This window comes from Stenotrophomonas sp. YJH_SMC_123 (genome assembly GCF_059368215.1).
In genome coordinates, this window is the sequence record NZ_JCAFRM010000004.1 from 350,662 (window position 1) to 374,428 (window position 23,767).

Below are 23,767 nucleotides of genomic sequence, written 5' to 3' on the forward strand. Positions count from 1 at the left end.
ACCGCGCCTGCCCTGCGCGAGGCCGCGCATGATCCGTCGCCTGCACGACACCAACGACCTGGTGCGCGCGTTCCCGCGCGTGCATTTCGTCGGCATCGGCGGCACCGGCATGAGCGGTATCGCCGAAGTGATGCTGACGCTGGGCTATGAAGTGTCCGGCTCGGACAACGCCGACAACGTGGCGACCCGCCGCCTGGCCAGCCTGGGTGCGCGCATCATGCGCGGCCACTCCGCGGCCAACGTGCTGGGCACCGACTGCGTGGTGGTCTCCAGTGCCATCCGCGAAGACAACCCGGAACTGATGGAAGCACGCAGCCAGCGCATTCCGATCATGCCGCGTGCGGCGATGCTGGCCGAGCTGATGCGCTTCCGCCGCGGCATCGCCGTGGCCGGTACCCATGGCAAGACCACCACCACCAGCCTGACCGCTGCGGTGCTGAGCGAAGGTGGCCTGGACCCGACGTTCGTGATCGGTGGCCAGCTGCTGGCCGCCGGTGCCAACGCCAAGCTGGGTGGCGGGCAGTGGCTGGTGGCCGAGGCTGATGAAAGCGATGGCAGCTTCCTGCGCCTGAACCCGCTGATGTCGATCATCACGAACATTGATGCGGATCATCTGGAGAACTACGGCAACGACTTCGCCCGCGTGCAGGCGGCGTTTGCCGAGTTCCTGCAGCGCCTGCCGTTCTACGGCCTGGCGGTGCTGTGCATCGATGATCCGGAAGTGGCGGCATTGGCTGCCAGGACCCCGCGCCACGTGATGAGCTACGGCATGAGCCCGCAGGCCGACGTGCGCGCCGAGAACGTGGTGCAGGAAGGGTCGCGCATGCGCTTCACCCTGCGCCTGCCGCAGGGCACCAGCCAGGAAGTGGTGCTGGCGCTGCCGGGCAGGCACAACGTGCTCAACGCGCTGGCCGCCGCTGCGGTGGGCTGGCAGCTGGGCGTGGCCCCGGACGCGATCGCACGCGCGCTGGAGGGCTTCGCCGGTGTCGGCCGTCGCTTCAACGATCTGGGCGAGGTGACCACCGCCAGTGGCGCCAAGGTCCGCATCATCGACGACTATGGCCATCACCCGAGCGAGCTGGAGGCAGTGTTCGCCGCCGCTCGTGGTGGCTGGGCCGACAAGCGCCTGGTGGTGGCCTTCCAGCCGCACCGCTACAGCCGTACCCGCGACCAGTTCGACAAGTTCGCCGCCGTGCTGTCGAGCGTTGATGCGCTGGTGCTGAGCGAGGTCTACCCGGCCGGTGAAGAACCGATTGCCGGCGCCGACTCGCACGCGCTGGCCCGTGCCATCCGCGCGCGTGGCCGCAGTGAGCCGGTGGTGGTGGGCAAGGCCGCCGAGCTGGCCAGCGTGCTGCCGGACGTGCTGCAGGACGGTGACCTGTTGCTGATGATGGGCGCCGGCGACATCGGTGCCGTGGCCACCCATATCGCGGTGGAAGGTTTCAAGGGGGAGGGCCAGGCGTGAGCACGCTGACCTTCCCGCCGCTGCGCGTGACCGACCCGGCCGAGTTCGGCCGCGTCGCCGTGCTGCTGGGCGGCAGTTCCAGCGAACGCGAGGTGTCGCTGGATTCGGGCCGCAACGTGCTCGAAGCCCTGCAGTCGCGTGGCGTCGATGCGTTCGCGGTGGACGGCATTCCGGCGCTCGCCAGCGCGCTCGCCGCCGGTGGCATCGATCGCGTCTTCAACATCCTGCACGGCCACAACGGTGGCGGTGAGGACGGCATCGTGCAGGGCCTGATGGACGCCTTCGGCGTGCCGTACACCGGCTCGAACGTGCTGGGTTCGGCGCTGAGCATGGACAAGATCCGCACCAAGCAGGTGTGGCTGTCGCTGGGCCTGCCGACCCCGCAGTACCGCAAGGTCACTGCCGAGGACGTGCACGCCAATGCCGCCGAACTCGGCCTGCCGGTGGTGGTGAAGCCGGCCAACGAAGGCTCCAGCGTGGGCATCAGCCGGGTCACCGATGACGCCGGGCTGGATGAAGCGGTGGCCCTGGCCGCGCGCTACGACGGCCAGCTGCTGATGGAGCAGATGGTGGTCGGCGACGAATTGACCGTGGCCATCCTTGGCGACGTCGCACTGCCGTCGATCCGCATCGTGCCCAAGGGCCAGTGGTACGACTACAACGCCAAGTACATCGCCGAGGACACCCAGTACCTGTGCCCGGGCCTGGACGGTGGCGACGAAGAGGACATCCGGCGCATCGCGCTGGCCGCGTTCCGTGCCGCCGGGTGCCGTGGCTGGGGCCGCGTGGACGTGATGCGCGATCGCGACAGCGGCCGTTTCTTCCTGCTGGAAGTGAACACCGCGCCGGGCATGACCAGCCATTCGCTGGTGCCCAAGGCGGCCCGCCAGGCCGGCATCGGTTTCGAGGAACTGGTGTGGCGCGTGCTGGAACAGACCCTGGAGGCCTCGCACGCATGAACGCGGTGCTGCGCATCTTCGTCTGGCTGTTGGCGCTGTCGGTGGTTGCACTGCCGGTGGTGGCCGTGGTCAATGGCTGGGTCGGCGCCGAGCGCTGGCCACTGGCGAAGCTGCGCGTGCATGGTGAGTTCAAGCGGGTGCCGGCCGAACAGCTGCAGCAGGTGCTGCTGCCGTATGCGCGCGCCGGTTTCTTCGCGGTCAAGCTGCAGGACGCGCAGGACGCCCTGGAGAAGCTGCCGTGGGTGGAAAGCGCGCAGGTCCGCAAGCAGTGGCCGGACGTGCTGGAAGTGACCCTGGTCGAGCACAAGCCGTTCGCCCGCTGGGGTACCGACCGCCTGGTGTCCGAGCAGGGCAAGCTGTTCCCCACGCCGAAGAAGCTGTCCGACCTGGCGCTGCCGGAGCTGGATGGCCCGGACAGCCAGACCGCGGAAGTGATGAAGCTGTACAGCGACTCGCGTGCATTGTTCGCACCGGCCGGCGTCGATGTGCGCCGGGTGACGATGGACGCACGCGGCAGCTGGTCGCTGGTGCTGAGCAACGGCACCGAAGTGGTGGTCGGCCGCGACGACGCGCGCTCGCGCATGCAGCGCTTCGTCAAGGTACTGCCGCAGCTCAACCGTCAGGACGCGCCGATCGAGCGCGCCGACCTCCGTTACACCAATGGTTTCACGCTGAGCTGGGGTACCCCGGCCACGCCGGCGAAAACGCCGGCGACCCCGGCCAGAAGCACGCAGGAAAGGACATGAATCGCAAGGGTGACAAATCGCTGATCGTTGGCCTGGACATCGGCACCTCCAAGGTGGTGGCGCTGGTGGGCGAGTATTCGCCGGGCAACCCGATCGAAGTGATCGGCATCGGCTCGCACGAATCGCGCGGGCTGAAGCGCGGCGTGGTGGTGGACATCGAATCGACCGTGCAGTCGATCCAGCGCGCGGTGGAAGAAGCCGAGCTGATGGCCGGCTGCGAGATCCGTTCGGTGTACGCCTCGATCTCCGGCAACCACGTGCAGTGCAAGAACTCGCCGGGCATCGTGCCGATCCGCGACGGTGAAGTGACCTGGGGCGACCTGGATCGCGTGCTCGACGCGGCCAAGGCGGTGGCGATCCCGGCCGACCAGAAGATCCTCCACGCGATCCCGCGCGAGTACGTGCTGGACGATTCGCAGGAAGGCATCCGCAACCCGGTCGGCATGACCGGCGTGCGCCTGGAAGTGCATGCGCACCTGGTGGTGTGCGCGCAGTCGGCGGCGGCCAACATCAGCAAGTGCGTGCAGCGCTGCGGCCTGCAGGTGGACGACCTGGTGCTGTCCTCGCTGGCCTCCAGCGTGGCAGTGCTGACCGCCGACGAGCGCGAGCTGGGCGTGGTGCTGGTCGACATGGGCGCCGGCACCACCGACATCGCGGTGTTCGTGCAGGGCGCGATCTGCCACACCGCCTCGCTGCCGATCGCCGGCGACCACGTGACCAACGACATCGCGCACATGCTGCGCACGCCGACCCCGGAAGCCGAGCAGATCAAGGTGCGCTATGCCTGCGCCCTGGCCCAGCTGGCCACGGCCGAGGAGAGCATCCAGGTGCCGTCGGTGGGCGACCGCCCGCCGCGCCGCATGCCGCGCCATTCGCTGGCGCAGGCCGTGCAGGGCCGCTACGAGGAAATCTTCGAGATGGTGCAGGCCGAACTGCGCCGCTCCGGCTTCGAGGAGCTGGTGCGCGCCGGCATGGTGCTGACCGGTGGCGCGTCGAAGATGGAAGGCGTGGTCGAACTGGCCGAGGAAATGCTGCAGATGCCGGTGCGCGTGGGCATCCCGCAGCACGTCACCGGCCTGGGCGAAGTGGTCGGCAACCCGGTGCACGCCACCGGCGTGGGCCTGCTGCTGATGGGCAGCCAGATCGAGCACCCGCGGCGGCCGTCGCTGCCCACCGGGCGCGCCGGAAGCATGTTCAAGAAACTCAAGACCTGGTTCCGCGGCGAGTTCTGACGCGGAACCCGAAAACCCGGGCCTCGCCCGGGCGCAACACCCGCAGTACCCGCATCACAACGCAATACCGGCTACACACAACCCACACAGCCGCAACGTCGGCATGCAGCAGGACGGCAGGACGCCCGAATGCCCATGCCAGCCAAAGCGGATACAACGAGGACACGGACATGGCGCATTTTGAACTGATCGAAAAGATGGCACCCAATGCGGTGATCAAGGTGGTTGGCGTGGGCGGCGGCGGCGGCAATGCCGTGGCGCACATGGTCAACTCGGCGGTGGATGGCGTGGAATTCATCACTGCCAACACCGACTCGCAGGCCATCAAGAATTGTGGTGCCAAGCTGCAGCTGCAGCTGGGTACCAACGTGACCAAGGGCCTGGGCGCAGGCGCGAACCCGGAAGTCGGCCGCCAGGCCGCGCTGGAAGACCGTGAGCGCATCATGGACGCGCTGCAGGGCGCCGACATGGTGTTCATCACCGCCGGCATGGGCGGCGGCACCGGTACCGGCGCTGCGCCGGTGGTGGCACAGCTGGCCAAGGAAATGGGCATCCTGACCGTGGCCGTGGTCACCAAGCCGTTCCCGTTCGAAGGCCGTCGCCGCATGCAGGTGGCGTTGAAGGGCATCGAGGAACTGAGCCAGCACTGCGACTCGCTGATCACCATCCCGAACGAGAAGCTGATCACCGTGCTGGGTCGCAACGCGACCATGATCCAGGCCTTCCGCGCTGCCAACGACGTGCTGCAGGGCGCCGTGCAGGGCATCGCCGACCTGATCGTGCGTCCGGGCCTGATCAACGTCGACTTCGCCGACGTGCGCACCGTCATGTCCGAAATGGGCCTGGCGATGATGGGTACCGGCACCGCCCGTGGCGATGACCGCGCCCAGGCCGCTGCCGAATCGGCGATCCAGAACCCGCTGCTGGACGATGTGAACCTGGCTGGTGCCAACGGCATCTTGGTCAACATCACCGCCGGCGCCGATTTCACCATGGCCGAGTTCGACGAGATCGGCCGCACCATCGATGGCTTCGCTTCCGAAGATGCCACCGTGGTGGTCGGCACCGTGCTCGATCCGGACATGCAGGACGAAGTGCGCGTGACCGTGGTGGCCACCGGCCTGAACCGCGTCTCGGCCAGCAAGACCCAGCGTCCGGGCGAGCGTGCGCCGATCAAGCTGGTCCGCAACGCCACCACCGGCCAGCCGGAGTTCGGCGAGTTCGACAACGGCGGCGATGCCGTCTCCAAGGCGGTGGGTGGCATGGGCCTGGGCCTGCGTCGCGCCAGCAGCGATACCGCAGCGGCCTCCGCCCCTTCGGCCCCGGCCGCTTCGGCCCCGGCGGCGGCGGAACTGCCGAACGATTACCTGGACATCCCGGCGTTCCTGCGCCGCCAGGCGGACTAAGCGGGGCGGCCCGGGGTTGTCCTCCCCGGGTTGCGCCACCATGTCCTGAAAACGCGGGCGCCGGGCCAGGATGGGCCCGGCCGCCCTGCTTCACGCGCTTTCCAGCGGCGTGCCGGTGGATCCTGCCGGTGGCTGCAACTGGCGTTTCAGCCGGGGTAGGGGAGTGCGCGTGTTAATCTAATGTGTCACTTCCGGTCCATCCCCCATGATCCAGCAACGCACCCTCAAGAACACGATCCGCGCCACCGGCGTTGGCCTGCACAGTGGTGACAAGGTCTACATGACCCTGCGCCCGGCACCGGTCAACCATGGCATCGTGTTCCGCCGCGTGGACCTGGACCCGGTGGTGGAGGTGCCGGCCAAGGCCGAACTGGTCACCGAAGTGACCCTGTGCACCGGCCTGACCTGCAACGACGCAAAGATCCAGACCGTCGAACACCTGATGTCGGCGCTGGCCGGACTGGGTGTGGACAACATCATCGTCGAACTGTCCTCGGCCGAGCTGCCGATCATGGACGGTTCGGCCGGCCCGTTCGTGTTCCTGCTGCAGTCGGCGGGCATCGTCGAACAGGATGCGCCCAAGCGCTTCATCCGCGTGCTCAAGACCGTGGAGGTGACCGAGGGCGACAAGGTGGCCCGTTTCACCCCGTACGAGGGCTACAAGCTGGGCTTCACCATCCAGTTCGACCACCCGATGATCCCGGCCAAGCAGTCGCGGCAGGAAATCGAGTTCTCGACGCTGGCCTACACCAAGGAAATCTCCCGCGCGCGCACCTTCGGTTTCATGCGCGACCTGGAATACATGCGCGAGCGCAACCTGGGCCTGGGCGGTTCGATGGACAACGCCATCGTGCTGGACGAGTTCCGCGTGCTCAACGAAGACGGCCTGCGCTACGCCGACGAATTCGTGCGCCACAAGATCCTTGACGCCATTGGCGACCTCTACCTGGCCGGTGGCCAGGTGCTGGGCGCCTACGAGGGCTTCAAGTCCGGCCACGCGCTCAACAACAAGCTGGTGCGGGCCCTGATGGCCGACGCCAGCGCCTGGGAATGGGTCAGCTTCGACTCGCCGACCAGCCCGGATCCGGTGGAATATGCCACCCCGGCCTACGCCTGATTCCATAGATCGTTGAATTTCAAGATAAAAACGCCGCCTTCCAGGGCGGCGTCGTTGTTTCCGGCGCTTGCGACGCATTCAGCGTGCTTGAAAGGCGTCAAGGCCGGTTCAAGGTCACGGTTTTGTGAACCTGTTGGATCGGAAGCCTGAATTTAACGAAGTTTTAACTTCAATCTAACGACAGGCCCCCGGATGGCCGCTAGGATGCGACCCGGCCCCCGAAATGTTTCACGCCGTGGTGACACGCGCGACGGGGAGCGGAGCCGGATGCTCCGTTGCCATCAGGACCGTTTCTTCGGCTTCGAGGGAACGTCCTGCAGGCAAGCCAAGGCGTCGCGTAGCCCTTTGTGCGTGGCGGCTGAAACTGCGTGGGGGCCATTCCGGTTGTCGATCGCTGGGGAGCGTGAGGGAGTGGTGGACGCAGTCTTGATGGTCACCCTGGTGGCCTTCAGCCCGATGGAACGGGCCGCGTCGAGCAACTGGGCTTCGGCAAGCCGCAACTTGGCATGCCAGACCGGGGACTCGACGAGAAAAACGAGGTGTTCCCCGTCCACATTGGCCAGCCGGCAGCGGCTGCGCAGAGGTGGCGGCAACTGGGGGCGCAACTGCCGGTCCAGCGCGTCGAGCCACAAGGCCCGACGCAGCGGGTTCCCGCTTTTGTCCGCCATTACCGCATCCAGCGCCGGTTTCGGCACTGACGCGGGGCGAACGCTGGATTTCGGCTCAGACATGAAAACTCACTGATGGCATTCAAAAAGATCGTAATCAAAACGCGTGAAGGACAGGCCAAGGCGTCGCCGATCACGCGTTTGCGGTTCTATTTCGAGGACCGCCCCCGCGCCCTGCTGGGCAGCGTGCTCGGGGTAGGCTGCATTATCGGCCTTGCCGGCGGCATTGGCGCCAGTGCGCTGAATGATTCGCGCCTGCAGGCCAAGGTCGAGCGCCAGGATGCGGAGCTGGCCAAGGTCAAGCGCGATGCGCAGACCCAGGTCAACGCGCTGGCCGCCCGCCTCGGCGAGCTGCAGGCGCAGGCCACCCGCCTGAACGCCCTCGGCGAACGGCTGACCCAGATGGGCAAGCTGGAAGATGGCGAGTTCGACTTCAACGAGACCCCCGGCCTCGGTGACGGCGACGCCGGCGGCCCGACCAGCGACATCCCGGTCAAGGACGTCAACGCCGACTTACAGGTGCTGGAGCAGCGCTTCGCTGCTTCAGGCCGCCAGTTGTCGGTGATGGAATCGCTGATGTTCGACCACCAGCTGCAGCAGAACGCCGTGCCGTCGCGCATGCCGATCCGCAACAGCTACGTGACCTCCGGCTTCGGCACCCGTGCCGACCCGTTCGGCCGCGGCGCCGCCACCCACAAGGGCATGGACTTCCACGCCAAGGTCGGTGACCCGGTGATGGCCGTGGCCGAAGGCGTGGTCAGCTTCGCTGGTGTGAAGGGCGGCTATGGCAACGTCGTCGATGTCGACCACGGTAACGGCTATGTCACCCGCTACGCGCACAATTCGCGCCTGGTGGTGAAGGCCGGTGACCTGGTCCGCGCCGGCCAGGAAGTGGCCAAGGCCGGTTCCACCGGCCGTTCGACCGGTGCCCACGTGCACTTCGAGGTGTGGGAGAACGGCAACGTGGTCAACCCGCGCAAGTTCCTCGGCGACGGCGGCAACACGCCGGTCGGCCGCGTCAGCCGCGGCTGATGCCCGGGTCGGATTCCTTCCGCGCCGCGGAAGGGCTCTGACCCGATTCGGTTGAGGGCTGGGGTCAGAGCCCTTTCGCCATGGCGAAAGGGGTCCGACCCCGCATCCGTGTTTCTTTGCCGAATCCGGGGCGATTGCGACCGGATTGGCGCTTGAAACCTCAGCCGCCCGTCCCAAGCTACAATGGGTGTTGCCATCGACAGGGCGCCAGGCGCCCTGTTTCGTTTGCGGCGGACGGATCCCAAGGGGGAGGCCGGGCGTCGTGTCCATCCAACCCGGTTCCTTCAATGATCAACAGCCTGCTTACCCGCGTATTTGGCAGTCGTAACGAACGACAGCTGCGCCAGCTCAACCGCATCGTCGCCAAGATCAATGCGCTGGAGCCGGAGATCGAGAAGCTTTCCGACGAGCAGCTTCAGGCCAAGACGCCGGAGTTCAAGCAGCGCATCGCCGGCGGTGAAGCCCTGGACAAGGTGCTGCCGGAAGCGTTCGCGGTCTGCCGCGAAGCCGGCCGCCGCGTGCTGGGCATGCGCCATTACGACGTGCAGCTGATCGGCGGCATGGTGCTTCACCTGGGCAAGATCGCAGAAATGCGCACCGGTGAAGGCAAGACCCTCGTGGCGACCCTGCCGGTGTACCTCAACGCGCTGGAAGGCAAGGGCGTGCACGTGGTCACCGTGAACGACTACCTGGCCCGCCGCGACGCCGCGCAGATGGGCAAGCTGTACAACTGGCTGGGCCTGAGCGTGGGCGTGGTGTACCCGGGCATGCCGCACAGCGACAAGCGCGAGGCCTACGCGGCCGACATCACCTACGGCACCAACAACGAATTCGGCTTCGACTACCTGCGCGACAACATGGCGCTGTCCAAGGCCGACCGTTACCAGCGCGGCCTGCACTACGCCATCGTCGACGAAGTCGACTCCATCCTGATCGACGAAGCGCGTACCCCGCTGATCATCTCCGGTCCGGCCGATGATTCCCCGGAGCTGTACATCCGCGTCAACCGCGTCGTGCCGCACCTGGTCAAGCAGGAAGCGGAAGACGGCGAAGGCGATTTCTGGGTCGACGAGAAGGGCAAGCAGGTGCACCTGTCCGAAGCGGGCATGGAGCACGCCGAGCAGCTGCTGGTTGAAGCCGGCATCCTCGACGGCGAGACCGAAGGCCTGTACGCGGCGCAGAACCTGACCGTGGTCCACCACCTCAACGCCGCCCTGCGCGCGCACGCGATCTACCAGCGTGACGTGGACTACATCGTGCGCGACGGCGAAGTGGTCATCGTCGATGAGTTCACCGGCCGTACCCTGGCCGGCCGCCGCTGGTCCGACGGCCTGCACCAGGCGGTGGAAGCGAAGGAAGGCGTGCCGGTCCAGCGCGAAAACCAGACGCTGGCCAGCATCACCTTCCAGAACCTGTTCCGCATGTACAAGAAGCTGTCCGGCATGACCGGTACGGCCGACACTGAAGCGTTCGAATTCCAGAGCATCTACGGCCTGGAAGTGGTGGTGATCCCGACCAACCGCCCGACCATCCGCAAGGACAGCCCGGACCAGGTGTTCCTCAACCGCAAGGGCAAGTTCAATGCGGTGCTGGCCGACATCGAAGAGTGCGCCAAGCGCGGCCAGCCGGTGCTGGTGGGTACCACCTCGATCGAAACCTCGGAAATGCTGTCCGAGCACCTGAGCAAGGCCGGCGTGAAGCACGAAGTGCTCAACGCCAAGCAGCATGACCGCGAAGCGACCATCGTCGCCAACGCTGGCCGCCCGGGCGCAGTGACCATCGCCACCAACATGGCCGGCCGCGGTACCGACATCGTGCTGGGCGGTTCGCTGGAAGCCGAGATGCACGCCCTGGGCGAGGACGCGACCGACGAGCAGAAGGCAGCGGTCAAGGCCGAATGGCAGAAGCGCCACGAGGCAGTGAAGGCGGCGGGCGGCCTGCACATCGTCGGCACCGAGCGCCACGAATCGCGTCGTATCGACAACCAGCTGCGCGGCCGTTCGGGCCGCCAGGGTGACCCGGGTTCGTCCCGCTTCTACCTGTCGCTGGAAGACAACCTGATGCGCATCTTCGCCTCCGACTGGGTGCAGAAGGCCATGCGCATGATGGGCATGAAGGAAGACGACGTCATCGAGGACCGCCTGGTCAGCCGGCAGATCGAAAAGGCGCAGCGCAAGGTCGAGGCCCACAACTTCGACATCCGCAAGAACCTGCTGGACTTCGACGACGTCAACAACGACCAGCGCAAGGTGATCTACGCCCAGCGCGACGAGCTGCTGGATGCCGAGTCGGTGAAGGCGAATGTCGATGGCATCCGCGACGACGTGATCTTCGACATCGTGGCGCGCTTCGTGCCGCCGAACTCGATCGACGAGCAGTGGGACCTGCGCGGCCTGGAAGCGACCCTGGAGTCGGACTTCGGCCTGCAGATGTCGCTGACCGACCTGGTCAAGGAACACGAAGAGCTGGACGCTGAGGCCATCGCCACCAAGGTCCAGGAGCGCGTCAACCAGCACTTCGCCGAGAAGGAAGCCGGCCTGGGCGAAGAAACCATGCGCGCGCTGGAGAAGCACGTGATGCTGACCGTGCTGGACCAGAGCTGGAAGGAGCACCTGGCGCGCATGGATTACCTGCGCCAGGGCATCTACCTGCGTGGTTACGCGCAGAAGCAGCCGAAGCAGGAATACAAGAAGGAAGCCTTCGAGCTGTTCTCGGACATGCTGGAGAACGTCAAGCGCGAAGTGGTGACCCTGCTGGCCCGCGTGCGCATCCGCAGCGACGAGGAAGTGCAGGCGCTGGAAGCGGCCGAGCGCCAGCAGGCGCAGGCGCGCCTGAGCCAGTCGCAGTTCCAGCACCAGGATGCCGGCGGTTACAGCGCCGACGAGGAAGCCGCGCAGGTCGAAGCCGCCCAGCAGGGCGTGGCCACGCTGCAGCGCGACGAGCCGAAGATCGGCCGCAATGATCCGTGCCCGTGCGGCAGTGGCAAGAAGTACAAGCACTGCCACGGCCAGCTGAGCTGACCCCGGAAGGCCCCGCGCAAGCGGGGCCTTCTGCTTTGGCGCGGGCGATCCGGCGCGGATTCGTGATTGCGCTGGCCGCCCTGTTCTGGGCATGCTGGCCCCATGGTTTCTCCCACCCGATCGATCCATGTCGTGGCCGCCGTCATCACCGACGCCCGTGGCCGCGTGCTGCTCAACCGCCGTACCGAGAACCGCGACATGGCTGGCCTGTGGGAGTTCCCCGGCGGCAAGCGCGAATCCGGCGAGACCTCCGAACAGGCGCTGGTGCGTGAACTGCGCGAAGAGCTGGGCATCGAGGCCGATGTCGGGCCCTGGCTGATGGATGTGCCGCAGCGCTATCCGGACAAGCACCTGACCCTGGAAGTGCGCCACGTGCGCAGCTGGAAGGGCACACCGCGCGGGCGCGAGGGCCAGGCGATCACCTGGGTGGCGCAGGACAAGCTGGGCCGCTATTCCATGCCGCCGGCCGACCTGCCGGTGGTGGCCGCACTGCGCCAACCGGATCGCTACCTCATCACGCCGGCGCCGGCCGAAGATGCCGGCGGCGTGCAGCACTGGCATGAACGGCTGCAGCAGGCAGTGGCGGCGGGCCAGCAGCGCATCCAGCTGCGCCTGCCGCCGGAGCATCCGCAACGGCAGGCGATGATCGAACAGGCCGTGCGCGCGCATCGTCGCGGCGTGCAGTGGCTGCTCAACCGCGATGTCGCGTTGGCCCGCACACTGGGCGTGGGCGTGCACCTGGGCAGCGAGCAGTTGCTGGCCCTGCAGGAGCGGCCCTTGCCGGAAGGACAGCTGGTCGCCGCGTCCTGCCACGACCTGGAGCAGCTGCAGGCGGCGCAGCAGCTGGGCTGCGACTTCGCGGTGCTCGGCCCGGTGCAGGCCACGGCCAGCCATCCCGGGGCGGTGCCGCTGGGCTGGGAGGCCTTCGCTGCGCTGCGCGCGCAGGTATCGCTGCCGATCTACGCGTTGGGCGGCATGGCCGCCGGCCATATCGCCGAAGCGCGTCGGCATGGCGGGCAGGGCATCGCTGCGATTCGTGGGCTGTGGCCGGCGTGAGCCGGCATGCAGGGTCAGATCCCTGCGCAGCAGGGCTCTGACCCCATCGCGGCAATCCGGGGTCGGAGCCCTTTCCGCTGGGAAGGGATCCGACCCCTCCCGATCACAACGTAATCCAGAAGCATCCGTATTGCCGCCGCAATCCCAGCACCGTGGACGCTCGCGACGCGCTGCCGGGCAGCGTCTGCTCCAGGCGCAGGCCGACCGGATGCCGTGGCGCTGGCGGCTCAGGGTCGGATTCCTGCGCCGCAGGGCTCTGACCCTCTTCCTGCGAGGACGCCAGCCCCTGTGGCGGATACACCGGCACCACGTCCACCAGTGGCCGCCGTGCCAAGGATTCCAACTGGCCGAGGATGCGCTGCGCGCCGGCATCGGAGACCGCACCCCACAGGTACAGCGAGGACAGCCGGTTCACATCGTTGCTGACGATGCCGGTGCGCAGTGCCTCCACCAGCTCGCTCAGGCGTCGTGGGCAGCGCGCACCCAGGGTGTCGCGTGGCAGGGTGCTGCCGGTGGGCGCGGGCGGTGGCAATCGCGACCGGGCGCCAACGCTGTCGCAGGGGCGGTCGGTATACACGCTCTGCCCCTGCGCATCGGTGCAGCGGTTCAAGCGCGGGGACTGCGCATGGACAATGCTCGATACCGAACACAACGACAGCAGCAACAGCAGGAAGGAAAACCGGTTCATCGGCGCAGGGTAGCGCCGATCGCGGTGGCATGGCGTGCTTTCAGCCGTGCAGCAGCTTCAACACCGACGTGGTCGGCTTGGCCAGGTTCAAGGTGTAGAAGTGCAGGCCCGGCGCGCCGCCCTCGATCAGGCGCTGGCACAGTTTGGCCACCACTTCGGTACCGAACGCCCGCACCGATTCGGCGTCATCGCCATAGGCCTGCATCTTGCGGCTGATCCAGCGCGGGATCTCCGCACCGCATTGCTCGGAGAAGCGGCGCAGCTGGCTGAAGTTGGCGATCGGCATGATGCCGGGCGTGATCGGCACCTGCACGCCGAGCCGGCGCACGGCATCGACGAAGTGGAAGTACGCATCCGGGTTGTAGAAATACTGGGTGATCGCCGCGTCGGCGCCGGCATCGATCTTGGCCTTGAAGTGCTTCAGGTCGGCCAGTGCATCGGAGGCCTGTGGATGGGTCTCCGGATAGGCACCGACTTCGATGCGGAAGGCGGTGCCGTGTTCGGCGCGGATGAAGTCGATCAGCTCGGCGGCGTAGCGCATGTCACCGGGGAAGCCCATGCCGGAGGGCAGGTCGCCACGCAGCGCGACCAGGCGATGGCAGCCGATGGCGCGGTACAGCTTGAGCAGTTCGCGGATTTCCTGGCGGGTGCCGCCGACACAGGACAGGTGCGGTGCAGCCTCGAAGCCGTGGTGCTGGTTGAGGTGGCGCACGGTCTCGGAGGTATAGCTCAGGGTCGAGCCACCGGCGCCGAAGGTACAGGACACGTACTCGGGGTCGTAGTCCTTCAGCTTGGCCGCGGCGCGGTCCAGCTGGCTGCGCTGTTCGTCGGTCTTGGGCGGATAGAACTCGAAGCTGATGGCGGTCATGGCACGGGCGGCAGCGGCGGGTGCGGGTCAGTATATCGCTTCATCAAGATGGATGTTAGTTGGCTGCATGGACTGGCACCGTCCGCCGCCGGCGACCGTTTGCCCGGGTCTGCGGCCGTTGCTCCGGAATCGCAACCTGGCTGCCATAGCCGGGCGCACGCTGCTCCCATCCCGGCACCCCCCACCTGATGAAGGAGCACACGATGAAGATCTTCCTGGCCCTCTGGTACGCGATGAAGGCCCTGGCCCGGCTGGCGATGATCGGCATGGCGATGGCCGTGCTCGGCTCCGGTTCCGCGCATGCCGCCACCGGCTCGACCGCTGGCAAGGTACAGGTCGAGGTGGTCGGCATGGGGCGACCGCTGCTGATGATCCCCGGCCTCAACAGCAGCGCCGAGGCCTGGCGCGAGACCTGCCTGGCCCTGAAGGACGTGCAGTGCCACCTGGTGCAGTTGCCGGGCTTTGCTGGCGCGGCAGCGGCCGACCCGCGCCCGGCCGGCTTCCTGCCGGCGATGCGCGGGCAGCTGCTGGCCTACCTGCATGACCAGCACCTGGGGCCGGTGGTGGTGGTCGGCCACAGCCTCGGTGGCGTGCTGGGCCTGCAGATGGCGCAGGCCGAGCCGAAGGCGATCAGCGCACTGGTGGTGGTCGATGCCCTGCCGTTCCTGCCGGCGGCGCGCGACCCGAGTGCCACCGCTGACAGCGTGCGGCCGATGGCCGACCAGCTGCGCAAGGGCATGCTGGCCGCCGATGCCGTGCAATGGCAGGCGCAGTTGAAGGCGGGCCTGCCGGGCATGACCCGCGATCCGCGGCGCCAGGCCGAGCTGGGCCGCTGGGGCGAAGCCAGCGACCGCCAGACCACGGCCGATGCGATGCATGCGGTGATGACCACCGACCTGCGCGACAGCATCGCTTCGATCACCGCGCCGACGCTGGTGCTCGGCAGCTGGGCCGGCTACCAGCCGATGGGCGGCACCGAGGACGGCACGCGTGCGGTGTTCCAGGCCCAGTACGCGAAACTGCAGGGCGTGCAGATCGCGATGAGCGCGCAGGGTTTCCACTTCCTGATGTGGGATGATCCGCGCTGGTTGCAGGAACAGGTGCAGCGTTTCCTCGCCGCGCATCCCTGACCCTTGTCCGCCCTCCTGCCACCGCCGAGAGCCCGCATGGACGCCACCACGCCTTCCCGCCGTTTCTGGACGCTCAATGCACTGGCATGGGCCGGCTATGCGCTGTACGGGCTGTGGGTCGGCATGCGGATCGGTGGCGGCATCGTGTTCAGTGGCATCGTGCTGATCACCGTCAGCGTCGCGGTCTCACTCTGGCTGTGCAGCGGCGCATTGCGTTCGGTTGCACTGCGCCAGCGCTGGTGGGAGGGCAGCCTGGGCAGCCTGGTGCTGAAACTGGCTGCCGGCGTGGTGCTCGGGGCCAGCGTCGCACAGGCGGTAACGGCGGCGCTGCTGCTGCCGGCGCTGGCGCTGGGTTGGGTGCAGCTGCCTGGCGGCCATGCGGATTACCAGTGGTCTTCGGTGCTGCTGTATTGGATGAACACCGCGTTGTTCCTGCTGGTGTGGACCGGTTTGTGGGCGGGCCTGCACGGCCTGCGGCGGGCACGCCACAGCGAGCTGGCACGCCTGCGCGCCGAAGCCGAACGCAGTGCGCTGGAACGTGACGCACTGCGTGCGCGGCTCAATCCGCACTTCATGTTCAATGCGCTGAACAACCTGCGTGCGCTGATCCTGGAAGACCCGGAACGGGCCCGTGACATGGTCACCCGCCTGTCGCGCACGCTGCGCCAGGCGCTCGCCCACAACCGCAGCGAGCAGGTCACGCTGGCCGAGGAACTGGCGGTGGTCGATGATTACCTGGCCATCGAGGCGGTCCATTTCGAACAGCGCCTGCAGGTGCGGCAGCAGATCGATGCCGATGCCACGCAGGCGCAGCTGCCGGCGATGGCGTTGCAGTTGCTGGTGGAGAACGCGATCAAGCACGGTATCGCCAGCCGCCCCGGCGGCGGCGAGGTGCAGATCCGCGCCACGCTGGACAATGACGTGCTGCGGTTGCAGGTGGACAATCCACTTCCAACCGGCAGCGAACCCACCCATGGCCATGGCGTCGGCCTGGCCTACCTGCGTGCGCAGCTGGGCATGCGTGGCCGATTCGTGCTGCAACCGGCCGGTGACCGCATGCAGGCCCTGCTGGAGATTCCGCAATGACTGGCATGCTGCGCGTGTTGATCGTCGATGACGCACGGCTGGCCCGGCAGGAGCTGCGCACGCTGCTGTCGGCGCTGCCGTGGGTGCAGTGCGTGGGCGAGGCCGACGACGTGCCCGCCGCACGCGAGGCGATCACCACGCTGGCACCGGACCTGGTGCTGCTGGATGTGCAGATGCCCTCCGGCAGTGGTTTCGACGTGCTGGACGGCCTGGACACGGTGCCGGCCGTGGTCTTCGTCACCGCCTACGACACCTATGCGGTGCGTGCGTTCCAGGCCAACGCGCTGGACTACCTGGTGAAGCCGGTGGAGGCGCCGCGGCTGCTGGAAGCGCTCGAGCGGGCGCGGCAGTGCGAGGCGGTTGCGGCCGACGTGCCGGAATCGCGCGGCACGCTGGGCGCGCACGACCAGGTGTTCGTGCGCGAGGGTGAACGCTGCTGGTTCGTGGCAGTCTCCGAGATCCGTCGGCTGGTGGTGGATGGCAATTACACGCGGCTGTGGTTCCGCGACCAGAACGCACTGCTGACCCGCAGCCTGAGCGCGCTGGAAGCACGCCTGCCGCCGGATCTTTTCTTCCGCGCCAACCGCAACACACTGGTCAACCTGCGCCGTATCCGTGGGGTGTCGCCCAGCATCGGCGACGGCTATGACCTGACGCTGGATGATGGCAGCGAGGTGGAGGTATCGCGGCGGCAGGCACGCGAGCTGCGCGAGCGGATGGCGTTGTAGGTGCTGCCAGCGGTTACCCTGTGCAGCGGATTCCCAGATCACGCCGCGCCATGTCCATCGTCCTCACCGATTTCGCCCGTCCCCGCCTGTTCCCGCGCGTGCCACGCGGCAATACCATCCAGGACTGCACTGCCGAGCAGTTCGAGGCACACCTCAATGCGCACGCGCCGCTGAAGGTGCTCGACGGCTACGCCCCGTTCTGCAAGTTGTTCGTCTACGAGAACTGGACCAGCACGCGCTGCCTGACGGTGCCGGTCACCGAGGCCAACCGCCACCAGCTGCGCAGCGGCTACGAAGCGCGCAACCGCGAGGAACTGCCGGTACTGGTGCGCTGGTTCGAGGGCGTGGAGTCGCCGCGCGCGAACTACCTGGTGGTGATCCTGTACAACGCCGAGCAGCTGGCCAGGGAAGGCTCACCGATCGAAGCCGACTGGGGCATCGTCGGCTGCATCTATACCGCCGAACCGGAAGAAGTGCCGATGGCGCCGATCACCATGATGCGCAATGCGCTGGGCGTGGAGGAGGGCGGTTCCGGCGTGCCATTGGACAAGGAGGCCTACCGGCGCTCGGTGGAGTTCTGGGAGAACAACGCCAACTGGCGGCCGGGGTCGGATCCCCGCATCGCAGGGCTCTGACCCGATCATTCGAGCCCCCGGTCGAAGCCTTTCCCTGAGGAGGGGATCCGACCCCAGGCGCGCGCTATGATCGGGCCAGGCAAACCCAAGGAGGGCAGGGCATGGCGGTCTGGGCAAGGATGATCCTGATGTTGCTGGCGGGCACGCTGCCCGCCACCCCGGTACTGGCCGCGAAGCCCTCTGCCGGGATGGCCTGCGAACCCATGGCACGCCTTCCCGGGCTGCGCGATGCGGGCGTGACCGCGCTGTCGATGCAGCCGCAGGACGGCCGCTGCGTGATTGAAGTGGCGGCGGCCAATGGCAACGCGCTGCGTCGGCAGCAACGAATGCTGGAGGCGCTGGTGCAGCATGCCTGTGCCGCGCCGGCGCACGTGACCGTGAATGAGGTGCAGGTATCCCTGCAGCTGCGCCTGCCGACGCCCTGCACGGCACGCAGCAAACGGGATCTGTTCGCGGGTGAAGGTATTCCCTGGCTGCCTCCACACGGCGTGTCGCCGCGCTATCCGGTGGAGGCCATGCGGCAGGGGCTGTCCGGCCGCAGCATGCTGAAGGCGTTGGTCGATGCGCGGGGGCGCGTTGCGGCCGTGATCGTGGAGACCTCCAGCGGTCATGCGTTGCTGGATGACGCTGCAGCGGAGGAGCTGCAGGGCTGGCGTTTCAGCCGCGCCGATGCGAAGGGTACGGTGCCGGCGTTGACCCTCGTGCGCATGCCGATGCGGTATGAATTCGTGGAGTGAGCGTCATCCACGCATGGCATGGATCTGGACGTACCGCAGCGGAGCCACGCCGTGCGTGGCTGCATCACTGTCAGAGGCGCTTCCACTCCCACCACGGGTAGTGGTATTCACGCTCGGTGGCGCTCCACGGCTGCGTGCAGGACGTGCACGTCACCCGGTAGCACTCACCCCAGCCATCCTGGGCCTCGCCTCGTCCGAGCAGCAGCACGTGGCCCTGTTCCAGCAGCGGTGCAGGGTTGAAGAACACATAGGAAGGGTAGAGTGCGCACAGGCACCCCTCACGCGCCCGCCAGTAGCGCAGCCGTTGCAGGGCCGCCTTCAGGTGCGCCTGGTTGCTGATCAGCATGCCGCCAAGGGCGATGCCCTCGCAGCTGCGTTCGATCGTATCCACATGTGCGACCAACGCGTCCAACGACGCGGTGCTGAACAGCCGTGCCACCGTGCGTGCGGCATCGGTGATGCGCGTGGCATCGCGCGACAGCAGGTCCTGCAGCAGCACGTCGGCCTGTGCATCTTCGAGCCGGGGTACCGGCGCTGCAGACCACGGCCAGCGCATCAACGTGACTTGCCGATGGCAGCGTAGTGGCCGGCGGTGAGGCGCAGAAGGTCGGCCGGTGCCAGTTCTACCTCGAGGCCGCGGCGCCCGGCGCTGACATGCAGCGCGGGCAGCGCTTCGGCACTGGCGTCCAGGAACGTGCGCAGGCGCTTCTTCTGCCCCAGCGGGCTGATGCCACCGACCAGGTAGCCGCTCGCGCGCTGTGCGGCATCGGCGGCGGCCATCTCGCACTTCTTGCAGCCGGCGGCTTCGGCCAGCGCCTTCAGGTCAAGCTGACCGGCGACCGGCACGATCGCCACCAGCAGTTCGTGTGCTTCCGTGCTGGCCAGCAGGGTCTTGAACACCTGGGCCGGGTCGAGGCCGAGCTTGTCGACGGCTTCGCCGCCATACGATTCGGCGTGGGCGTCGTGCACGTAGCTGCGCACGGTGTGGGCGATCTTCTCGCGCTTGAGCAGGTTGATGGCCGGGGTCATGGGCGCATCCTAGCGCGAGGTAGGGATATTGCCTTGACCGAAACTCGCGCATCAACGCAGGACGGGCCCCCGAAGGCGCCCGTCCCGGCTGTGATCGTCGGCATCCCGCGTCAGCGCGACATCGACTGCTGCGTCTGAATCTGTTCCTGGGTCTGTCGCTGCGACAGTTCGTTGTCCAGCGCCTGGCTATGCCGCGTGCTGTCCTGCAGCGTGTGGTTCGCCGCCTGCGACAGGTCGACGTAAGTGCGGTGCATGGCGGGATCGCCAAGCTGGCCCTGCACGGCGAACACGCCCTGGTTGTCCGGCCGCGCCAGCACGGTATCGACCTGGCTCATGCCGGCCAGCTTGGACTCGTAAGCCACCAGGCCTGCGGCGTTCTCGAGCTGGCTGCGGTCATTGAACAGTGGCGCCAGGCCACCCTGGCGGCGTTGTTCTTCCAGCGTTTCCAGCTTTTCCACGACCTGCTGGTAACGCGGGTTGTCGGCGTGGCCGGGGGTGGCCATGGTCGGTTCGGCGGCCTGCTGTTGCTGTTGCGCGATGGCCTTGTCGAGCGCACCCAGGGTGGTGGCACCGACCTTGCCATCGACGGTGAGCTGGTGCTCACGCTGGAACTGCTTGACCGCTTCCAGGGTGCCGGGCCCGAAATCGCCATCGGCTACCAGTGGCTTGCCGTCCTTGCCCAGATAGCCCAGGTCGGCCAGCTTCTGCTGCATCGCCTTTACCTCATCGCCCCTGGCGCCGCTGACCAGTACGCCGTTGCCGCCGGGCGCGCCGGGCGACCCGTGCGAGGGGGCATGGGTGGGGGTGATGCCCAGCTGGGTCATGGCCCGGTCGAAGCGCTCATCGCGGCTGGTCACCGCGGCCGGCGACTGGATGCCGTACTTGGTGGCATCGACGAAGTTCTGCACGTCGCCGCGGGTCGGTGGATTGCCGGCCTGGACCGTACCGCCCTGCAGCTTTTCCGCGTTGCCGGCCAGATAGCTGATGAACTGCGGGCCCATGCCGCCGAACTGGTTGTCATAGTCGGCCATGGCCAGCTGCAGTTCGGGGTTGGCCGCGATGGCATCGGCGGCGGCCGGGTTGGTGGCACGCACCTTGGCGATGGCTTCATCGACGCGCTCGATGGCGCTGTCCAGCTTGTCGTTGGTGAGCTGGTCCATCTTCGCCTGCGGAATGGCCTGCAACTTGGCGTCAAGCGCCGCCAGCTGCCGGGTGCTCAATCCGCCCTGCTGGGACAGCAGTTCGATGTCAGCGGCGGTGAAGCCGTTGTCGCGCAGGAAACGCCTGGCCTGTGGATTGCCGCCGACATCGAACTGCACCAGTCCGAACGAGTAGGTGCTTGCGCCTTTCTGCGCGTATGAGAAGTGGTCCAGGTGGCGGGTGTTGCCGCCCAGCTCCGTGTTGAGGAACAGCGTGGACAGCTGTTCGCGGGTAAGGGTGGAATCCTTTGCCATGGTCATCGTCCTTCAATGTGGGAAAAAGCGCCGGGCGCACCCAGCGGATGTCAGCCGGCGCAGTGCTGCTGCGTAAAGCCGAGCAGCTGGCGGACGGCCTGGGTGCCGTAGGCGGCCGATGCCGGTACGAGGGCGAACTGGCCGACCATCTGGTTGCTGCACAACTGCACGTTGCGCTTGCCGGCGGTGGTTTCCTGGATGCAGTTGGCCGCCAGCACGGCGTTGGGGCCACCGCCCACGTTGGTGGCGGCCGTACAGCCCAGCAGGCGGCCTTCCTGGCCGTTTTCTCCCAGCAGCGTGTTGAAGTTCGCCAACTGGCTGTTGGGGTCGCGCAGCACCAGCAGGTCCACGCACTGCTGCTGGCCGTCGGGCACTTCGCAGGCGTCCTGGTCGACCAGGCCCTCGCGCGTGGCCGAGAGCACCTTGAGGCGATCGGCAAATACCTGTTGCAGGCAGTGCGCGTCACCGCACAGGTCGCGCGTATGCTGGATCCAGCGCTGCTGCTCGGCCTGCAGCTTGTCCTTGCCGGCGGCATCGAGGGTGTCGCGTGCGGAGGCTTCAGCCTTGGCCAGCTCGGCTTCCTGCTGCAACAGGGCGGGGTCGTTGCAGATCAGGGTCTGTACCTGTGATGCCCCCTCGGCGCAGGCAGCGCTGCTGCCCGTGGCCGCTGCCGGGGGGCTGGTTGCCTTGCCGTCGGTGCTTGCCTGGCCGGTGTTCGCCGCCGGCGCGCTGGCACCGGCATCGCTGCCAGACGGGCTGCAGGCGGCCAGCAGGGCCACCCAGCACAGGATCATCAGGGGCTTCATCGCCCGGGTCACTCGGTCATTGTTGCGCGGCATGTCCTGTCCTTTGCTGTCAGCGTCCCGGCGCATGGCCTGCAGTTGGCAGTCCATGGGGGCATAGAGACTAGCAAGCGGCTTCTTAGGGCACTGTGACAGGGCGCGCGGATCTGCTGCGGGGCGACGCAACGCAGAACGGGCGCCCGAAGGCGCCCGTTCTGTCTGCATCTGTTGCCGGGGTCAGCGCTCTTTCCTGCGGAAAGGGATCCGACCCCGCCTGCGCCGGTAGTGCCGGCCGCTGGCCGGCACCGCGCACGATCAGTAGCGGTAGTGGTCCGGCTTGAACGGGCCTTCCACCGGCACGCCGATGTAGTCGGCCTGTTCCTGGCTCAGGGTGGTCAGCTTCACGCCGATCTTTTCCAGGTGCAGGCGAGCCACTTCTTCGTCCAGCTTCTTCGGCAGCAGGTACACCTTCTTCTCGTAGCTGTCCTTGTTCGCCCACAGGTCGATCTGTGCCAGGGTCTGGTTGGCGAAGCTGTTGGACATCACGAAGCTCGGGTGGCCGGTGGCGCAGCCCAGGTTCACCAGGCGGCCTTCGGCCAGCAGGAAGATCGCATTGCCGTTCGGGAAGATGTACTTGTCGACCTGCGGCTTGATGTTGACGTGCTTGATGCCGGCGAAGGACACCAGTGCGTCGACCTGGATCTCATTGTCGAAGTGGCCGATGTTGCAGACAATGGCCTGGTCCTTCATCGCGCTCAGGTGCTCGATGCGGATGATGTCGCGGTTGCCGGTGGTGGTGACGTACAGGTCGGCACGGCCCAGGGTCGATTCGATGGTGTTGACTTCATAGCCTTCCATCGCCGCCTGCAGGGCGCAGATCGGGTCGATCTCGGTGACGATCACGCGCGCGCCGTAGGCACGCAGCGACGCGGCGCAGCCCTTGCCGACATCGCCGTAGCCGCAGACCACGGCTACCTTGCCGGCCAGCATCACGTCCATCGCGCGCTTCAGGCCGTCGGCCAGCGACTCGCGGCAGCCATACAGGTTGTCGAACTTGCTCTTGGTGACCGAGTCGTTGACGTTGATCGCCGGGATCAGCAGGGTGCCGGCCTGGGCCAGCTGGTACAGGCGGTGCACGCCGGTGGTGGTCTCTTCGGAGACGCCCTTCCAGTCCTTGACCACGCGGCCCCAGTAACCCGGGCGCTCCTTGGCAACGCGCTTGAGCAGGTTCTTGATGACCTGTTCTTCGTGCGAGGCGGACGCGGTGTTGACCCAGTCGCTGCCGTTTTCCAGTTCGTAGCCCTTGTGGATCAGCAGGGTCACGTCACCGCCGTCGTCCACCACCAGTTCCGGGCCGGTCAGGGTGCCGTCGGCCAGGGTGAAGGTCAGCGCGTCCAGGGTGCAGTCCCAGTACTCTTCCAGGGTCTCGCCCTTCCAGGCGAACACCGGGGTGCCGGTGGCGGCGATGGCGGCAGCCGCGTGGTCCTGGGTCGAGAAGATGTTGCACGAGGCCCAGCGCACGTCGGCGCCGATGTCCTTCAGGGTCTCGATCAGCACCGCTGTCTGGATGGTCATGTGCAGCGAGCCGGTCACGCGCACGCCCTTCAGCGGCAGCTCGGCCTGGTACTTGCGGCGGATCGACATCAGGCCCGGCATTTCGTGCTCGGCGATGTCCAGTTCCTTGCGGCCCCAGTCGGCCAGCGTGATGTCGCGGATCTTGTAATCACCTTCGGTGGAGAAGGTCTTGGCAACAGCGTTCATTCGTGTGCTCCGGTTGTGGGCGAGCGGGTGCTCGCATCTAGCCGGGCGCCGTTGTTACAAAGCCACCTTACCGAGCCTGGCCGGGCCTCATCGGATCCGGTCGCAGCGCCCCTCGGCAGGGGAGAACCCCCATTATATCGCGGCCCCGGCATGACATCCGGATGACCC

The 23,767-nt window shown here is 67.2% G+C and carries 21 protein-coding genes, 1 pseudogene and 1 riboswitch; of the genes and pseudogenes, 14 read left to right on the plus strand and 8 right to left on the minus strand.

Features of this window, described 5'->3' with window-relative positions; all coding sequences use genetic code 11:
- Positions 1-28: 28 nt before the first annotated feature.
- The 6 genes and pseudogenes from murC (at position 29) to lpxC (ending at position 6,925) form a co-directional block, all read left to right on the plus strand.
- Complete coding sequence (gene murC / locus AC5P5W_RS12105) at positions 29-1,465, plus strand: UDP-N-acetylmuramate--L-alanine ligase (protein WP_014645942.1); 1,437 nt, start codon at positions 29-31, stop codon at positions 1,463-1,465.
- The gene (locus AC5P5W_RS12110; RefSeq protein WP_014645943.1) at positions 1,462-2,424 is read left to right on the plus strand and encodes a D-alanine--D-alanine ligase; all 963 of its coding nucleotides are present in this window, start codon (positions 1,462-1,464) and stop codon (positions 2,422-2,424) included. The genes murC and AC5P5W_RS12110 overlap by 4 nt, the downstream gene beginning before the upstream one ends.
- Positions 2,421-3,098: pseudogene (locus tag AC5P5W_RS12115) on the plus strand (cell division protein FtsQ/DivIB); the annotation flags it as partial. The gene AC5P5W_RS12110 and the pseudogene AC5P5W_RS12115, both read left to right, overlap by 4 nt.
- Before the next feature lie 68 nt (positions 3,099-3,166).
- The gene (gene ftsA, locus AC5P5W_RS12120) at positions 3,167-4,402 is read left to right on the plus strand and encodes a cell division protein FtsA (protein ID WP_005408083.1); all 1,236 of its coding nucleotides are present in this window, start codon (positions 3,167-3,169) and stop codon (positions 4,400-4,402) included.
- 170 nt (positions 4,403-4,572) lie between these two features.
- Positions 4,573-5,808 (plus strand): cell division protein FtsZ, encoded by a 1,236-nt coding sequence (ftsZ, locus tag AC5P5W_RS12125; protein WP_005415297.1) that lies wholly within the window; start codon positions 4,573-4,575, stop codon positions 5,806-5,808.
- Positions 5,809-6,013: 205 nt separating this feature from the next.
- The gene (gene lpxC / locus AC5P5W_RS12130; RefSeq protein ID WP_032956680.1) at positions 6,014-6,925 is read left to right on the plus strand and encodes a UDP-3-O-acyl-N-acetylglucosamine deacetylase; all 912 of its coding nucleotides are present in this window, start codon (positions 6,014-6,016) and stop codon (positions 6,923-6,925) included.
- Positions 6,926-7,206: 281 nt separating this feature from the next.
- On the opposite strand, the gene AC5P5W_RS12135 is transcribed toward lpxC, so the two are convergent.
- A complete protein-coding gene (locus AC5P5W_RS12135; protein WP_032956682.1) occupies positions 7,207-7,656 on the minus strand; it encodes a DciA family protein in 450 nt (149 codons plus the stop codon).
- A 12-nt stretch (positions 7,657-7,668) separates the two neighbouring features.
- On the opposite strand from AC5P5W_RS12135, the gene AC5P5W_RS12140 reads away from it, so the two are divergent.
- From AC5P5W_RS12140 to AC5P5W_RS12150, 3 genes are all read left to right on the plus strand, one after another.
- Positions 7,669-8,625 carry a M23 family metallopeptidase gene (locus tag AC5P5W_RS12140; RefSeq protein WP_014645946.1) on the plus strand — a complete coding sequence of 319 codons (957 nt, stop codon included), beginning with the start codon at positions 7,669-7,671 and terminating at the stop codon, positions 8,623-8,625.
- Positions 8,626-8,912: 287 nt separating this feature from the next.
- On the plus strand, positions 8,913-11,645 hold the full coding sequence (secA, locus tag AC5P5W_RS12145) for a preprotein translocase subunit SecA (RefSeq protein WP_197574740.1): 2,733 nt from the start codon (positions 8,913-8,915) through the stop codon (positions 11,643-11,645).
- A gap of 102 nt (positions 11,646-11,747) precedes the next feature.
- Complete coding sequence (locus AC5P5W_RS12150; RefSeq protein ID WP_049406070.1) at positions 11,748-12,701, plus strand: Nudix family hydrolase; 954 nt, start codon at positions 11,748-11,750, stop codon at positions 12,699-12,701.
- Between the two features lie 103 nt (positions 12,702-12,804).
- Here AC5P5W_RS12150 and AC5P5W_RS12155 read toward each other — a convergent pair whose 3' ends face one another.
- Together AC5P5W_RS12155 and metF are read right to left on the minus strand one after the other, a co-directional pair.
- Positions 12,805-13,389 carry a DUF4124 domain-containing protein gene (locus AC5P5W_RS12155; RefSeq protein WP_046428829.1) on the minus strand — a complete coding sequence of 195 codons (585 nt, stop codon included), beginning with the start codon at positions 13,387-13,389 and terminating at the stop codon, positions 12,805-12,807.
- A gap of 40 nt (positions 13,390-13,429) precedes the next feature.
- Positions 13,430-14,257, minus strand: a complete 828-nt coding sequence (metF, locus tag AC5P5W_RS12160) for a methylenetetrahydrofolate reductase [NAD(P)H] (protein ID WP_197574741.1) — start codon at positions 14,255-14,257, stop codon at positions 13,430-13,432.
- A 203-nt stretch (positions 14,258-14,460) separates the two neighbouring features.
- Here metF and AC5P5W_RS12165 point away from each other — a divergent pair, with 203 nt between their 5' ends.
- The 5 genes from AC5P5W_RS12165 (at position 14,461) to AC5P5W_RS12185 (ending at position 18,573) form a co-directional block, all read left to right on the plus strand.
- The gene (locus AC5P5W_RS12165) at positions 14,461-15,387 is read left to right on the plus strand and encodes an alpha/beta fold hydrolase (protein ID WP_111205766.1); all 927 of its coding nucleotides are present in this window, start codon (positions 14,461-14,463) and stop codon (positions 15,385-15,387) included.
- Positions 15,388-15,423: 36 nt separating this feature from the next.
- Positions 15,424-16,473, plus strand: a complete 1,050-nt coding sequence (locus tag AC5P5W_RS12170; RefSeq protein WP_049440189.1) for a sensor histidine kinase — start codon at positions 15,424-15,426, stop codon at positions 16,471-16,473.
- The gene (locus AC5P5W_RS12175; RefSeq protein WP_014645953.1) at positions 16,470-17,201 is read left to right on the plus strand and encodes a LytR/AlgR family response regulator transcription factor; all 732 of its coding nucleotides are present in this window, start codon (positions 16,470-16,472) and stop codon (positions 17,199-17,201) included. Before AC5P5W_RS12170 ends, AC5P5W_RS12175 begins: the two co-directional genes overlap by 4 nt.
- Before the next feature lie 50 nt (positions 17,202-17,251).
- Positions 17,252-17,836 carry a DUF3228 family protein gene (locus AC5P5W_RS12180; RefSeq protein WP_014645954.1) on the plus strand — a complete coding sequence of 195 codons (585 nt, stop codon included), beginning with the start codon at positions 17,252-17,254 and terminating at the stop codon, positions 17,834-17,836.
- 101 nt (positions 17,837-17,937) lie between these two features.
- Entirely contained in the window at positions 17,938-18,573 is a 636-nt protein-coding gene (locus AC5P5W_RS12185) for an energy transducer TonB (RefSeq protein WP_053494934.1), read from the plus strand.
- 70 nt (positions 18,574-18,643) lie between these two features.
- Here the strand turns inward: AC5P5W_RS12185 and AC5P5W_RS12190 are convergent, their stop codons facing one another.
- From AC5P5W_RS12190 to ahcY, 5 genes are all read right to left on the minus strand, one after another.
- The gene (locus AC5P5W_RS12190) at positions 18,644-19,129 is read right to left on the minus strand and encodes a hypothetical protein (RefSeq protein ID WP_197574742.1); all 486 of its coding nucleotides are present in this window, start codon (positions 19,127-19,129) and stop codon (positions 18,644-18,646) included.
- On the minus strand, positions 19,129-19,602 hold the full coding sequence (ybaK, locus tag AC5P5W_RS12195) for a Cys-tRNA(Pro) deacylase (RefSeq protein WP_046428838.1): 474 nt from the start codon (positions 19,600-19,602) through the stop codon (positions 19,129-19,131). The genes AC5P5W_RS12190 and ybaK overlap by 1 nt, the downstream gene beginning before the upstream one ends.
- Positions 19,603-19,712: 110 nt before the next feature.
- Positions 19,713-21,056 carry a peptidoglycan-binding domain-containing protein gene (locus AC5P5W_RS12200; protein WP_014645958.1) on the minus strand — a complete coding sequence of 448 codons (1,344 nt, stop codon included), beginning with the start codon at positions 21,054-21,056 and terminating at the stop codon, positions 19,713-19,715.
- 50 nt (positions 21,057-21,106) lie between these two features.
- Complete coding sequence (locus tag AC5P5W_RS12205) at positions 21,107-21,895, minus strand: lysozyme inhibitor LprI family protein (RefSeq protein ID WP_126411738.1); 789 nt, start codon at positions 21,893-21,895, stop codon at positions 21,107-21,109.
- A 258-nt stretch (positions 21,896-22,153) separates the two neighbouring features.
- A complete protein-coding gene (ahcY, locus tag AC5P5W_RS12210) occupies positions 22,154-23,599 on the minus strand; it encodes an adenosylhomocysteinase (protein ID WP_014645960.1) in 1,446 nt (481 codons plus the stop codon).
- A 36-nt stretch (positions 23,600-23,635) separates the two neighbouring features.
- Positions 23,636-23,719, minus strand: a riboswitch (S-adenosyl-L-homocysteine riboswitch).
- Positions 23,720-23,767: the final 48 nt, after the last annotated feature.